We start from the raw sequence: 14,502 nt of genomic DNA, 5'->3' as shown, positions 1-14,502 counted from the left end.
TCCTTTGCAAATTATAATTTACAGCTTTTTACTAAAATACAAAACGTCAGACATAGGATTATGATAATAAGGTTTACACTCTTTAAAACCCAGTTTTTGATATAAATATATTGCAGATTTCAATGGGGTGATCGTATCTAGTACCATTTCTTTATAACCCGCCTTTTTAGCATGTAAAATAATTTCTGTAATGAGAGTTTCTCCCAAGTTCATACCACGATATTTCGGCTTTACATAAAGACGTTTCATTTCACAGCGCATATTAGAAAGTCGATGATAAGCAACCATTCCTAAGACTTCACTATCTTCAATCACTACTAAAATTTCTCCTTCTGGAGCTGTATATTTTTTAGCCAGATCAGCAAGTTCATCATCTATTTCTTGAAAAGAAAGATCTCTATCAAGCCATTGTATATATTCAATAATGAGATCTCGTACCTGTTCTATATATTCCTTACCATCAACTATTTTCATCTTTTCCTCCATAAATTCTAATTCACCATTTTATTTTATGAACAAGTCTATTCAAAACAAAAAGAATCAAACTAAGCAGATACATTAAAACATAAATAACAATTCCTGCGATTATTGCATAAACAAGCGTAAATTTTTCAGAATTGATAAAACCGTAAACAAATTCACCTGTAAACTGGTAGTGTATATAATCAAACAATACATATGCCATGATCATTATCGGTGCTTTCAAAACATACCCAACTTTACGATCTTGCTCGTTGACAAAAATTATATAATAAACCACAAAAACAATTGGATTGATGACATGCATAAAGAAAAATGCACCATTGAAGTTAAACTTATATGCTCCAATAAGACTTCCCATACAAACTAGAAATACTATAAGTATGCTTACTGTAATATTCATATAAAAAGCATTAGGAAAAGCTTTCTTTTTTGTGATGTTAAGCACCCCATCTAAAAGCAAAAGTAATCCACCAAGCATATTTGATACACAAGTGAGTTCAACTAAATACTCTGGCTGGGGAATATATCCAATTAAAACAACTGCAATCATAAATAAGCCTACTATAATTTTAAATATGTTTTTTATCATCTATTTTCATTCCTTCAAATTCTAATTTATCGCTCATCCTACAAACTAACTACTTGCATTTTTTATCTTGTAATTCATTAAATGTCTGCTTAAATTTCTATATAGAAAAACCGATATTTCCTGATGATGTTCTTTAAATAAATCATCTAGACAATCATAAATTTCAAAATCTTGATTAATTCCTTCAATTTATCGCTCAAAAACAATTATCGGATTACAAAAATCTTTTACAGCAACACCATGCCATAAAAAGTATTTCTTTTGTATTACATTGTTCATATCTATCAGCCAAAACTTTTGATGCTAAAATACTACTATCCCCATTGTAATCTAATAAGATTTAATCACGAACAAAAGATACGATGATCCCATCAAAATTCTTCCACTTTCTATTACTTATCAACCATTGTATATTCGTCGCCGAATCACTCCATTAATATTTCCTAACAATTTGTTCATTTCATTATAAATAATTATAACATGAATATATATTACATTCATTCCAACTTTAAAATAATCAAAGTATACTATATATTTCTATCCAGCCTTTACATAAAGATCTGCCTGATCTTTGGATCTTAAATTAATATTTTAACTAAACAAAAAGGTCATTTAATTGACCTTTTTAATTCTATATTGATCTATAGTTATGTTTTACTAAGATAATTTTTTTATTGCTTTGATAAACAAACAAATCGTTATTACAAACGCACTAAAATCAGCAATCGGCACTGCCATAAAAATACCATCTAAGCCAATAACAGCAGCTAAAAGCAATATCATTGGAATCAAAATAATGACTTGGCGTAATAAATTCAAGACACTAGCTACCTTGATTTTACCAATACATTGAAAATAATTAGCCATGATGATCTGTGCTCCCAATAATGGCAAACAAGCAAACCAGATCCTAATTGCTTTAACCCCAAGTTCAACTACATCTTTTTCACTATTAAACATCTTAATGATCGTTTCGGGAAAAATCTCAACCGCTAAAAAGCCCGTAACCGCAATGATCGTTCCACCAATAACCGCATATTTTAAAGTTTCTTTCACCCGATCATATTTTGCCGCACCAAAATTATAACTTACTAATGGCTGTTGTCCCTGCATTAACCCCGTTAAAGGCATTTGACAAATAGTTTGAAAACTCGTGATGATTCCTACTGCCGAAATCGCGATATCGCCACCATATCTACCTAAAGTACTATTCAAAATAAAGTTTAAAACACTATTTGCCATCTGCATTAAAAACGCAGGAATTCCTGTTTTTATGATATCTAATACGTAATTTACCTTTAATTTTAAACAATCTAAATCCAGCTTAATTAATGATCGGTTTGAACATAAATAACAAAGCTGCCAGATCATACTTAAAAATTGTCCCCCAATCGTAGCAATAGCCGCTCCATGCATTCCCATATGTAATTTCATAATTAAAATATAATCAAATAAAATATTAAATCCCGCCCCAATCAACTGAGAAATCATCGCATTTTTAGGATTACCTTGAGCTCGTGAAAAATTATTACCACACATTGCAACACACTGAAAAACAGCCCCATATAATACAATTGATAAATAATCTCTAGCATTACCGATAACTTTATCACTAGCCCCTAAGATTCTTAAAATCGGGTCAATAAAAATATTTCCAAAAATCGTGAAAATCAAACCAAAAATAATCGTTAATACGACGGCATTTCCTTGATAGATCCTTGCTTTTTCAGGCTCTTTTTTACCTAGAGAAATACTAAAACGCGTAGCCCCGCCAACACCGACCATTAAAGAAATCGCTATTAAAACTAAAGTAATTGGATAACTGATCGTTATTCCAGCAATACCAATTGCGCCTAAATCAGGAGCATTACCAATAAACATCCGATCAACAACATTATATATAGCATTAACCAGCATTCCGATTATTGCTGGAACACTAAATTCTACCAGCAATGGTAAGATCTTTTTAGTTTCCATTCTTTCATTATTCATTGATTTTCCCTCCGTCAATATTATTCTTTATGATTTCCAGCATTCTTCTAAGTTCAGTTTGCTCCTCTTTAGACAAACCAGCAACAATATCATGATCCTTTTTATTAAAGACACGATCAACCAGCTTTTGTTTTTCTAGTCCTGATTCCGTTATTCCAATTAAACAATACCTTTTATCATTAGGAGCCTGAATTCGCTTGATTAGATTTTTACTTTCCATCCGTTTTAATAATCTTGTCACCGCACTTTTATCAATTTCTAATTTTTTGATAATATCTTCCTGGTAAAGTTCCGGTTTTTCATTAAACATCAATAAAACAGCACCCTCACTGCCAGTTAAATTATATTGTTTCAATCTTTGATTACTATCATTACGATTTAATATCGCTAACTGATTGATTACTTTGCCTATTCTATCCATAATCACACCTCCAACAATTGACATATCAACTATTATATTCAAATTAATTGATATGTCAACTATAAACAAAAAAACAGTTTCACTTTTAAAGCAAAACTGTTTGATCTTCTAATAAGCTTTCGCAAAATAAACAACCTTTTTAGCTGGTTTACCACAAATTGGACAAACATCACCAAATGGCTTTTCATCTTCTTTAATACAACGGCTAGTAGCTCCTGTGTCTTCTTTGATCTTAACCTCACAGTTTTCATCGCCACACCACATCATTTTGATGTAACCACCCTTAGTATTAAGAATTTCTTTAAATTCATCATAGCTATTAGCTTGACGAATATTTTTATCACGGTGTTTTAAAGCCTTTTGATACATTTCTTCATGAATCGTATCTAATAATTGCTTAACTGTATTTTCAAGATTTTCATCTAATGGATATGTTTCCTTAGTTCCATCATTTCTTTTAGCAATAACACAAGCATTATTAGCAATATCTTTAGGACCAATTTCAAGTCTTAATGGAATCCCGCGCATTTCAGCTTCAGAAAACTTCCATCCTGGTGTCTTATCACTAGCATCAACTTTAACTTTAATTCCCGCATCTTTCAATCTTTGCTGCAGCTCATAAGCCTTATCTAAAACACCATCTTTTTGCTGCTGGATCGGTATGATCATCACTTGGATCGGTGCTACTCGTGGTGGTAAAACTAACCCATTATTGTCACCATGAACCATAATGATCGCCCCTAATAATCTTGTTGAAACACCCCAAGATGTCTGATAAACATATTCTAATTTATTTTCCTTTGATAAAAACTTCATATCAAAAGCTTTCGCAAAACCTTGCCCAAAATAATGACTAGTTCCTGACTGTAACGCTTTACCATCATGCATCAAAGCTTCGATCGTATATGTTTCCATCGCCCCAGCAAACTTTTCACGTTCTGTTTTACGACCTGTTACCATTGGAATCGCTAATAAATTTTTAGCTGTATCTTCATAAATATCTAACATTTGTAAAGTTTCAGCTCGAGCTTCGGCTTCAGTCGCATGAATCGTATGCCCTTCCTGCCATAAAAACTCTGATCCTCTTAAAAATGGACGTGTTGTTTTTTCCCAGCGCACTACTGAACACCATTGATTATATAATTTAGGCAGATCACGATAAGAGTTTACTACTTTAGCGTAGTGCTCACAAAATAGGGTCTCTGAAGTTGGACGGATGATTAGATTTTCTTCTAGATCATCTAATCCCCCTTTTGTTACAATTGCACATTCGGGCGCAAATCCTTCAACGTGATCGGATTCTTTTTGTAATAATGATTGTGGAATAAGCATCGGCATATAAACGTTTTCATGTCCAGTTTCTTTAAAACGTTTATCCATATATTGTTGAATTGCTTCCCACATTGCATAACTGTATGGCCGATAAATGATAAAGCCTTTAACACTGCTGTAATCCATTAATTCAGCTTTTTTACATACATCTGTATACCATTGAGCAAAGTCATCCTCCATTGCACATATTGCATCATTTTTTTTATTATTTGCCATCATATCTCCTCATTTCATTATAATCTTTGTTTATTTTACTATTTATGTCTGGATTATTCAATAGAAATATAAGTTTCTTTATTTCCTTTAGAAAGAACGATCTTATGATCGATACGCTCTTTTAGTTCACTTACATGAGAAATTATTCCGATCAATTTACCATCCTGCTGTAAATCAATCAAACAATTGATTGCCTGATCCAATGACTGACTGTCTAAAGAACCAAACCCTTCATCAACAAATAAAGTATTAAGTTCGATGCCCCCAGCAAAACTTTGAATCATCTTTGATAATCCCAAAGCTAACGATAAAGCTGCTTTAAATGATTCGCCCCCTGATAAAGTCTTAACATCTCTAAACATCCCGCTTTCTAAGTCTAAGACATCCAGCTCTAAACCTTGTTTTCCAGCACCTTTAGAACGATTATCACGACGATATAACTGATATCTGCCTTGAGACATTCTTTTTAACAAAATATTTGCATAAGCTAAAATATTTTCAAAATAAGCAGCTAAAACATAGCGTTCAAATGAGATCCGATATTCATTTTTACCAGAAGTTATCTCGCTTAATTCTAAGTAGCGCTGATAATTTTCATAATTATCATTTAACTGTTTATCAATTTCTTTAATATTTTCAATTGTTTTTTTCATCATCATTAGTTTAGCTTTTTGTTTATTTAATGAATCTTGTAAGACTTCTAATTCTTTTTTGAGGATCATTGTCTTTTCTTTTATTTTAGAAGTATCGATATATTTTGTATTTTCTAATTCTTTCTTTAATTCACTGATTTGATTTTGTAATGTCGTCTTATTGATCAAATAATCATTATATTCTTTTTCTTTATCATTTAATAATACTATTTGTGGTAATAACTCAATAAAATGATCTTCATCATCGAATAATTGTTTTAACTGTTCAAGATAAATATTTGATTTATCTTGATAATTATTTTTTTCTTCCTGTAACTGCTTAACTAATGCCTGGTCATTAGTTTCTAACTGAATCATTTTTTCTTTTAAATAATGATAATTTTTTTCAAGTGCAGCAATCAAAGCATCTAGATCCTGAAGCTGTTTTTCATCATCATTGATCATTTGATTAATTTTCGACTCGGTCAATTGCTTTAAATGATCTAAAGGAGTTATTTTCCCCACTAGTTGATTTAATTGATCATTATAATTACTAAGTACATTATTATCATCAGTTATCTTCATTTCAACTTCTTTTAGATCTCTTAAATGGTTATCTAAAGTAGTTTTAAGCTTATTCAAATAAATAATCTCATTATCCATTTCTTTAGCTTTTTTCAATAAACCACTTTCTTTAATATTGATCAGTCCTAACTCCTTAATAAAAACCTCTTTTCCTAATTCCTCATCAATATCAAGACGTTTCGAATCAGACTCTAATTTATTTTTCAACAAAGAAATTTCCTGCTGTTTTAGCATTAATGCATTATAAAGATCATTACGGCGCTCGCTACATTTATCAAAACTATGCTTAGCTCGTTTTAAATCATCATGATAAACAATATCTTTATCAAAACTAGCAATATGGGGATGATGCAACGATCCACAGACGGGACAAGGCTCGTTTTCTTTAAGTCCACTAGCTAAGATTCCAGCTTGGCTCAAACGAAAACGATGTTCGATCATATCATAATTTTGCTTTTCTTTTAAATAACTTTCTTCAACTCTTTGAAATTCTTCTTTTAAATCATATCCCTGATCTTCAGTCAACAATAATTTATCATAATCTTCACTTAAACGATGTAATTCTAATTTATGCTGATGTAACTTTTGGTACTCTTGATTGACTAACTCATAGTCACTTGTTAGTTTATCTAATTTAGAAATACTAGCACTATCAGTATCAATCAACTTTTGGTATTTATTTTGTTTATCTTCTAAACCTACTAACCTACTTTTAATAATTCTGATCTGTTTATTTAATCTCGTTTGGATAGCTAGATCATTTTGATAATCTTTATAAATTTGTTTCAATTCTTTATTTTTTTGTAATTCAATCGTTAGTGCCGCTTTTTTTTCTTGATATTTAGCAATATCTAAATATTCCCTTTCCTTATCAGCCAATTCTTTTTTAGTCTTTATCAAAAGTTTTTGACTATCATCCCTAGCAGTCAATAATTTATCTACTTTTTTCTTACTTGAAAGCATTTCTTGATAAGTATTTTGTAAACTCATGGCTTTTTTCAACAATAAGATATTTTCTTTTAGCTTTTGATAATATCCTTGATTATTTGAATAATCATCTAATTTAAACTGTAATTCATCTAAATGTCTGATTCTTTGATTATTCAATAATGTTATATTCAACTCTTGATTGATCTGATTATACTCTTCAAACTTCGTTTGATAAATCAATTCGTTATCCTTCACTTCTTTTTCATACATCTTTAAATAATCTTCATCATCAAGATTTGTCGGTTCGATCTTTAAACTATCTTTTAACATCTCTCTTTGCTTAAATAATAAATCATATTTATTTCGATATTCTTTGACCTGTTCTTTTAATTTTTCTTCCAGATACACTAAATCATCCGTTTTAAACAAGTTTCTTAAAACTTTTTCCCGCTCATCACTACCCGCATAAATAAGTTTGGTAAATTCCCCCTGAGCAATCATGACGATCTGTTTAAACTGTTTTTCATCAATTCCCAAAATTTCTTTTATCTTAGCATTTACTTCCTTGACTCCATCAATAACTTTTCCATCTGGCAAAGTTAATAAAGCCGTTGGCATTTTAGGCGTTTTTCGACCTTCTAATAAGTACTTCGGCGAACGCTTGATCAGATAGTGTTTGCCATGCAAAGTAAAATCTAATTCCACATATGTAAAAACATCATTATCAGCTTTATCACTCCGAAATTGTTCACTGCTTCTTTCACTGCCGCTTGAAACCCCGTATAAAGCAAAGGTTATGGCATCAAAGATCATTGTCTTTCCTGAGCCGGTAGGTCCGGTAATTAGAAATAATCCATCTTGTTTAAAGGTTTCAAAATCGATCTTGACAACATTTCGATATGGTCCAAAAGCTGACATTGTAAGGGTATTAGGCAACATGATCATCTTCCCCCTTCATTATTTTAGTTATTATTGCTTTAGATTTATCATCGATTGGCACACCTTTTATTTTTTGATAAAACTGCGCAAATAGTTCTAATGAGGACAATTTTTCAAATCCCTGATCAGCTTTAGTATTATTTTTTATTTGCTGACTAATTAAATTAGGATAAGTTATTTGTAAAACATTAGTGAATTTTGTTCGTAAATAATCGATGGCATTAGGAACGATCATTGTATCTAATAACTCAACTGCGATAAAATCATGATGATTATCTTCTAAATTCATTATTTCATCAAATGACCCCGAGAATTTAATTAGATTCTGTTTAGTCTTTAGTGCTACTAATTTAAATGATACTTTTTTATCAACGATCGTAACATCGACAATACTTTTTTGCTGTAACACTTCATCAAAAGAATAACGCATTAAACTACCACTATAACGAATTGTTTCTTTTGCAATCTTTTGCGGCGCATGAATATGTCCCAAAGCTACATAATCAAACGGTTTCACTAAAGAAACATCAATTATTTCACTTCCCCCAACACTTAAAACCACTTCACTTTCACTACGTACAACTTCTTTATTACCAGCGATAAACTGATGCGTTATTAATACATTCGTTGCTTTAAAATCAAAATTCTGTCTTTTTAAATATGCTTCAAAAGCATCTTGATAAGTAATTATATTTTCATCTTCAAACAAATAGCGATAATAAGAAGGTTTAAAAAAAGGTAATAAATAAAAATTTACCCCATCAATAATGATCGGCTTCATTTCCTTTTGTAAATGAGCCTCGATATATAACCCCTCATGTTTTAATAAGCCGCTAGCAAAGCTTAATCTCGCAGCACTGTCATGATTTCCAGCAATCATTAAAACCTTTTTATGATGTTTTAAAATTAACGATGACAAAAAATCATTTAATACTTCAACCGCCTCGTTGCTAGGCACACTGCGATCATAAATATCGCCAGCCATAATTAAAACATCAATTTCATTTTCAACTAGATAATTAGTTATCTGCTTCAACAAATCAGCCTGAATTTCTAATAAATTCTGTTGAAAAAGCAGTTTGCCTAAATGAATATCACTAATATGAACAAATCTCATTATCTATCTCCTTATAACTCTATGATATAAATTTCTTTTTCGCTTTCACCAGCAGCAAAATTCTTTCTTAATTTTTTAGGAACTGCAGCTGTTTCTAAATATTGTGCTTTTAATTTTAGAATTGTTTTTTTAGAAGCAATATTATTAGGTGAACAAGTTATTATCAGTTCCTTAAATCCTAATAATGATGCTTCTTTTTTTAATAATTGTGTAGCTTGAAAAGCATAACCATGTCCTTGATATTCTTTTTCAACCGTATATCCAATATGACCATCATAATAACGTTCTTCTTTCGTTCCTTCACGTAAAACGATCTTTCCGACAGCTTTATCATCAACGATCATGGCATAGATATAATACGGCTTCCATCCTTTAGGTAAGTTTTTATCAACATACTCTTCTTTTACCAATTTCACTTTAATCACCTTGTTTAACATTATATCATAAATTTTATCTTTATTTAAACTTCAATTCATAAAGTAAAAATTTTATAAATAAAGACCTGTTTTCTATTCCAACAAAAATAGCTATATTTTGAAAACATAATTTTTGACAAGTTCATAGTTCAAAAAATATGTCAACGAAATCTATTTTCTTGACCTGTGTCATTTCCTCTGATTGTAAATACTATTCATTTTTATAAAAAAAACCAGTCAATAAACTGATTCTATTTTACTTTTAATTTTGTATTTGATTTTACAAATCTGCAATCTGAAATAATAATTATTTCACCATCAATCATATATCCAAAGTCAATTCCTTTTATAACAAAATGCTAAATATTCTTATATCTGTTATCATTGCATACATTCTTGAATTAACTTTTATATGATCGATGCCTATTTTAAGCTATCGTGAAAATTTTATATTGTTTTCTTTTAAAAACATAAAAATACTTTCATCAATAACAACCTTCATACTATAATCCTTCTCTTTCTAGAAGTTCAAAAAATTCGCCATCTGAATATGCTTTTGCTTTTTCTTCTTTTATAAGATGAGCTTTTTTCTTGAAAGATTTTTTATAATTATGTTTTTTTATCCGTTTCCACTCATCTTTACTAATTTCCTCTATACTCAACTCCATTATAATACCTTTTTACTTCTTTCCTTCACATAGAATCAAAAAGTTATAAATACATTAATACATTTTTTAAACTCTTGCTAATAAAAATATCGTTTTAAATTCTATATTAACAAAATTACAAAAAACAAACTTTTAGACTTATCTTAAAATTGTCTATAAGTATATTTAAAGTAATATAAGAAGTAAAAAGTATGGCTTTTACCATACTTTTTATCAATTTAAAAGTTATTAAATATAATTTTTTAAGATTTCAATTAAATTATTGGTAACATTCTCTAACGTATCATCGTTAATAAAATGAATATCACAAGCATCTAAATATAACTGATACCTTTGTTTATTTAAGTCATATAATTTTTGTGGTCCATCTTTTAATAGCGGTCTAGTTGAAGTTTCAACATCTTTACAAATATCATCAATCGGTCGATCAATATAAACAATAACTCCATTTTCTTTTAAATATTGAATATTCAAAGGATTTAAAACAACACCGCCTCCCGTAGATATAATATACCCCTCTAACTTAGCTATATCTTTACAACCATCGGTTTCATTTTCTCTAAAATAAGTTTCACCGATTTTAAACATTTCGGGAATTGTTTGCTGGTGTTTTTCTACAATATATTCATCAATATCAATAACCGGGCGCTTTAATTTTTTAGCTAAAAGCGCAGCAATCGTTGTTTTACCACAGCCCATGATGCCAATCAATACAATATTTTTCATCCGTATACCTCAGGCATGACGATAGTTTCCTAAAACTCTTAATGTTAAACAATTAGCTTTTAATTGTTCTAAAGCTAATTTTACATTATCATCATGTAAACTGCCTTCAAAATCGATATAAAAATAATATTGCCAGTGTTTATCTTTGATTGGTCGTGATTCAATTCTTGACAGGTTTATTTGATGATCTTTAATAACTTTTAAAATCGAATAAAGGGCTCCAGCTTTATGTTGTAAAGTAAAAACAATACTAACACAATTAGTATCTTCATGATCCTCTAACTGTTTTGAAAAAACGATAAAACGCGTATTATTACTTTCTTCGTTATGAATATTTTCTTGTAAGACTTCTAAATCGTATAACTTAGCAGCCATTTTTGAAGCAATAGCTGCTAAATGATGATCATTACTTTCGCTAACAAACTTTGCTGCTGCTGCCGTATTAGAAAAATTTTGCGGTTTTATATTTGGATATTTCTTTAAAAAATCCGTTGATTGGGCAATTCCCTGAGGATGACTATATACATATTCAAGTTCCTCTACTTTAGAACCTTTGATTCCTAAAAGATGTTGCGTGACACCAACACTATGTTCACCAACGATATAAAAATCATAATCTCTTACTAAATCATAATTATCATTAATTGCTCCGGTTGAAGAATTTTCTAAAGGAACGATGCCATAATCAATTTCATCATTCTTTAAAGCATCATAAACGTCTTGAAAATGTTCATAATTAATATTATCAACATCCCCAAAATACTCTAATAATGCTTGATGAGCAAAAGCACCCGGCACTCCAGCATACCCAACTTTAATATTTTCAATTTTAGGCTTAGCTAATTTATACGTGTCTTTTAAAGGAATAAAACTAGCCTGATAACTTTTTCCAATATCCATGACATCTTGAATAAAATTACGAGCATAGTCTTCTAGATTTGGATTAGTAATACGATCAGTATTTTTTTCAATTACCGCTTTTTCGCGCTGCGGCTGAAATATTTCCATATCATGAGCTAATTTGTAAGTTACTACATCTTTACTGACCTGCATTCTTTGTTCAAAAAGTTTGATCAATTGTTGATCGATTTCATCAATTTCTTTACGACATTGTTCTAAATCTTTCATAATTACCTCACTAAATCAAGTATTGTTAAAGCGGCCATAGCTTCAACGACAACTGTTGCTCTAAAAACAATACATGGATCATGACGTCCATGAACTTCTAAAGTTGTATTTTGATGATTCTTGATATCAATTGTCTCTTGTGCCTTAGAGATTGATGGAGTTGGCTTGATTCCCACATTAAAAACTATCGGCATGCCATTACTGATTCCACCTGTGATTCCCCCGTTATTATTTGTCTTCGTCTTTACAACATCACCATCATAATAATAACAATCATTAGCTTCGCTGCCATACATCTCACTAATTAAATCATTGCCAAAAGCAACTGATTTGACAGCAGGAATCGAAAATAAAAGACTTGACAGATGACTTTCAATCGAATCAAAGAATGGTTCCCCTAATCCAGCCTCTAATCCAACAACTGCACACTCAATTTTTCCTCCTACTGAATCTTGATTCATTCGCGCTTGATCAATAATTTCTACAAATTGGTCATACACAACTTGATTCAAGACAGGATACTGCTGAGCCTTCAAATATTTCAATGTATCATAAGACAAACGCATATCAAAATAATCATCATACTTATTTTTGATACTTAAAATATGGGCACCAACATAAATTCCTTTTTGAGCTAAGATCTGTTTTGCAACAGCACCGGCGAACACGATCGGAGCTGTGATCCGACCTGAAAAATGTCCCCCGCCACGAACATCATTAAAACCTTGATATTTCACAAAAGCTGGATAATCACTATGACCAGGTCGCATTTTTTCTTTTAATAAAGAATAATCTTTAGAATGTTGATCACTATTATAGATCATCGCACATAACGGTGCTCCGGTAGTAATATCATCCTGAATACCACTCATTATCTCTACTTTATCAGCTTCTTTCCTAGCTGTTGACATTTTATTTTGACCAGGTGCCCGTCGTTTCATTTCTTTAGCAACTTCTTCCATGTCAAGCTTAATTCCACTAGGAAGATTACCTAAAACAACACCAATCGCTTTACCATGTGATTCGCCAAAAATTGTAATTTCGATTTTATTTTTCCACGTTGATGACATCAATAATTCCTCCTAATGACTGATAATCTTCCCAAAAACTAGGATAAGATTTTTCTACACATTCCATATTATCGATAATGATTGCATGCTTGCATCTTGTTGCAGCTATTGCCAGCATCATCGCAATGCGATGATCATCATAACTTGAACAATTTCCACCCTCAAACTCATTTATACCCTCAATGATCATACCTTCAGACAATTCTGTTACCATTCCACCTAATTCATTGATTTGAGAGCTTGTTGCTTCAATTCGATCACACTCTTTAATTCTTAACCGTTTAGCATTAACGACCTCACTTTTACCTTTAGCTAAAGCTAAAGCTACGCAGACAACAGGAATAACATCCGGACATTGACTAGCATCAACTGTCGTAGCCACCAGTTCTTGAGCGGTTACTTTGATTCCCTCATCAACAACATCAACTGTTGCTTTCATTGCTTTTAAAATATCTAATGTTGCCTTATCCCCCTGTAATGAATCTAAGTTCAAATCTTTTAAAACTACATCATTACCAATTGCTCCAGCAACAAGATAAAAAGCCGCCTGAGAAAAATCTGCTTCAACGCGATAATCATGAGCTGTATATTCTTGATTACCTCTGACAATAAAGCTTTTATAATTATTGTTGATAATTTTTATTCCGTATTGATCTAACATTTGCAAAGTCAAATCAATATAGCCTTTAGATTCTAATGGTGAAGTTATTTCGATGATCGAATCACCTTTTAAAAGCGGTAAAGCAAATAGTAAGCCAGTAATAAACTGTGAAGAGATATTACCTGGAATCAAATAATGATCGGGTTTTAATTTTCCTATCACATATAGATCTAAAACATCTTTTTTATATATATAACCAATATTTTGGCGCTCAAAAATTTCATAAAATGTATCTAAAGGTCTTTTCCCTAAATTTCCGCGACCAATAAAATGAACTTTATTTTCCGCAACGATTGAAATTGGTACCATAAATCTAAGTGTTGAACCAGATTCCTCACAATCGATCTCACTATTTTGTTTAGTGTACGTAGTCGTTCCATCAATGATCAAATAATCATCATACTCTTCAATTTTAGTTCCTAATGATTTCATGGCTTTGATCGTTGCTTGAATATCTTTTGAATATTCAATATTATCGATACGACTAACTCCTTTAGCCAAACTAGCACAAATGATTGCGCGATGTGCTAATGATTTTGACGGTGGCACTTGAACCGTTCCCTGTAATTTAGCTGGTGTTATTTTTACTGCTGTCAT

General features: G+C 31.0%; 13 protein-coding genes. All 13 read right to left on the bottom strand.

The window, feature by feature from the left end; genetic code table 11:
- Nucleotides 1-18: 18 nt before the first annotated feature.
- The 13 genes from OC535_RS08955 to aroA all read right to left on the bottom strand — a co-directional run bounded on the left by OC535_RS08955 (nucleotide 19) and on the right by aroA (nucleotide 14,502).
- Entirely contained in the window at nucleotides 19-474 is a 456-nt protein-coding gene (locus tag OC535_RS08955; protein WP_498823619.1) for a GNAT family N-acetyltransferase, read from the bottom strand.
- Between the two features lie 22 nt (nucleotides 475-496).
- Nucleotides 497-1,072, bottom strand: coding sequence for a hypothetical protein (locus OC535_RS08950; RefSeq protein WP_498823618.1), 576 nt, complete (start codon nucleotides 1,070-1,072; stop codon nucleotides 497-499).
- Nucleotides 1,073-1,729: 657 nt separating this feature from the next.
- On the bottom strand, nucleotides 1,730-3,064 hold the full coding sequence (locus OC535_RS08945; RefSeq protein WP_024722374.1) for an MATE family efflux transporter: 1,335 nt from the start codon (nucleotides 3,062-3,064) through the stop codon (nucleotides 1,730-1,732).
- The gene (locus OC535_RS08940) at nucleotides 3,057-3,485 is read right to left on the bottom strand and encodes a MarR family winged helix-turn-helix transcriptional regulator (protein ID WP_024722373.1); all 429 of its coding nucleotides are present in this window, start codon (nucleotides 3,483-3,485) and stop codon (nucleotides 3,057-3,059) included. The genes OC535_RS08945 and OC535_RS08940 overlap by 8 nt, the downstream gene beginning before the upstream one ends.
- A gap of 108 nt (nucleotides 3,486-3,593) precedes the next feature.
- A complete protein-coding gene (gene proS, locus OC535_RS08935; RefSeq protein ID WP_024722372.1) occupies nucleotides 3,594-5,033 on the bottom strand; it encodes a proline--tRNA ligase in 1,440 nt (479 codons plus the stop codon).
- Between the two features lie 53 nt (nucleotides 5,034-5,086).
- A complete protein-coding gene (locus OC535_RS08930; RefSeq protein WP_498823617.1) occupies nucleotides 5,087-8,119 on the bottom strand; it encodes an AAA family ATPase in 3,033 nt (1,010 codons plus the stop codon).
- Nucleotides 8,109-9,236 carry an exonuclease SbcCD subunit D gene (locus OC535_RS08925; RefSeq protein WP_498823616.1) on the bottom strand — a complete coding sequence of 376 codons (1,128 nt, stop codon included), beginning with the start codon at nucleotides 9,234-9,236 and terminating at the stop codon, nucleotides 8,109-8,111. Before OC535_RS08925 ends, OC535_RS08930 begins: the two co-directional genes overlap by 11 nt.
- Nucleotides 9,237-9,247: 11 nt before the next feature.
- Entirely contained in the window at nucleotides 9,248-9,652 is a 405-nt protein-coding gene (locus tag OC535_RS08920) for a GNAT family N-acetyltransferase (RefSeq protein WP_024722370.1), read from the bottom strand.
- Between the two features lie 503 nt (nucleotides 9,653-10,155).
- Nucleotides 10,156-10,320, bottom strand: a complete 165-nt coding sequence (locus tag OC535_RS08915; RefSeq protein WP_227053587.1) for a hypothetical protein — start codon at nucleotides 10,318-10,320, stop codon at nucleotides 10,156-10,158.
- Nucleotides 10,321-10,548: 228 nt separating this feature from the next.
- Entirely contained in the window at nucleotides 10,549-11,046 is a 498-nt protein-coding gene (locus OC535_RS08910; RefSeq protein ID WP_024722369.1) for a shikimate kinase, read from the bottom strand.
- Between the two features lie 9 nt (nucleotides 11,047-11,055).
- Nucleotides 11,056-12,174 carry a prephenate dehydratase gene (pheA, locus tag OC535_RS08905; protein ID WP_498823615.1) on the bottom strand — a complete coding sequence of 373 codons (1,119 nt, stop codon included), beginning with the start codon at nucleotides 12,172-12,174 and terminating at the stop codon, nucleotides 11,056-11,058.
- A gap of 2 nt (nucleotides 12,175-12,176) precedes the next feature.
- Nucleotides 12,177-13,244 (bottom strand): chorismate synthase, encoded by a 1,068-nt coding sequence (aroC, locus tag OC535_RS08900; RefSeq protein WP_498823614.1) that lies wholly within the window; start codon nucleotides 13,242-13,244, stop codon nucleotides 12,177-12,179.
- Complete coding sequence (aroA, locus tag OC535_RS08895; protein ID WP_498823613.1) at nucleotides 13,222-14,502, bottom strand: 3-phosphoshikimate 1-carboxyvinyltransferase; 1,281 nt, start codon at nucleotides 14,500-14,502, stop codon at nucleotides 13,222-13,224. Before aroA ends, aroC begins: the two co-directional genes overlap by 23 nt.

Source organism: Clostridium sp. Marseille-Q5894 (assembly GCF_946902305.1).
In the GTDB taxonomy this organism is placed as follows: domain Bacteria; phylum Bacillota_I; class Bacilli_A; order Erysipelotrichales; family Coprobacillaceae; genus Thomasclavelia.
The sequence above is the reverse complement of the archived record's forward strand: the minus strand, read 5'-3'. Positions and strand labels throughout refer to the sequence as shown.

What these genes read in the sequence shown, in the direction of transcription:
- OC535_RS08955 (WP_498823619.1), bottom strand. Translation starts at nt 474, where the DNA reads ATGAAAATAGTTGATGGTAAGGAATATATAGAACAGGTACGAGATCTC.
- OC535_RS08950 (WP_498823618.1), bottom strand. Translation starts at nt 1,072, where the DNA reads ATGATAAAAAACATATTTAAAATTATAGTAGGCTTATTTATGATTGCA.
- OC535_RS08945 (WP_024722374.1), bottom strand. Translation starts at nt 3,064, where the DNA reads ATGAATAATGAAAGAATGGAAACTAAAAAGATCTTACCATTGCTGGTA.
- OC535_RS08940 (WP_024722373.1), bottom strand. Translation starts at nt 3,485, where the DNA reads ATGGATAGAATAGGCAAAGTAATCAATCAGTTAGCGATATTAAATCGT.
- proS (WP_024722372.1), bottom strand. Translation starts at nt 5,033, where the DNA reads ATGGCAAATAATAAAAAAAATGATGCAATATGTGCAATGGAGGATGAC.
- OC535_RS08930 (WP_498823617.1), bottom strand. Translation starts at nt 8,119, where the DNA reads ATGTTGCCTAATACCCTTACAATGTCAGCTTTTGGACCATATCGAAAT.
- OC535_RS08925 (WP_498823616.1), bottom strand. Translation starts at nt 9,236, where the DNA reads ATGAGATTTGTTCATATTAGTGATATTCATTTAGGCAAACTGCTTTTT.
- OC535_RS08915 (WP_227053587.1), bottom strand. Translation starts at nt 10,320, where the DNA reads ATGGAGTTGAGTATAGAGGAAATTAGTAAAGATGAGTGGAAACGGATA.
- OC535_RS08910 (WP_024722369.1), bottom strand. Translation starts at nt 11,046, where the DNA reads ATGAAAAATATTGTATTGATTGGCATCATGGGCTGTGGTAAAACAACG.
- pheA (WP_498823615.1), bottom strand. Translation starts at nt 12,174, where the DNA reads ATGAAAGATTTAGAACAATGTCGTAAAGAAATTGATGAAATCGATCAA.
- aroC (WP_498823614.1), bottom strand. Translation starts at nt 13,244, where the DNA reads ATGTCATCAACGTGGAAAAATAAAATCGAAATTACAATTTTTGGCGAA.
- aroA (WP_498823613.1), bottom strand. Translation starts at nt 14,502, where the DNA reads ATGACAGCAGTAAAAATAACACCAGCTAAATTACAGGGAACGGTTCAA.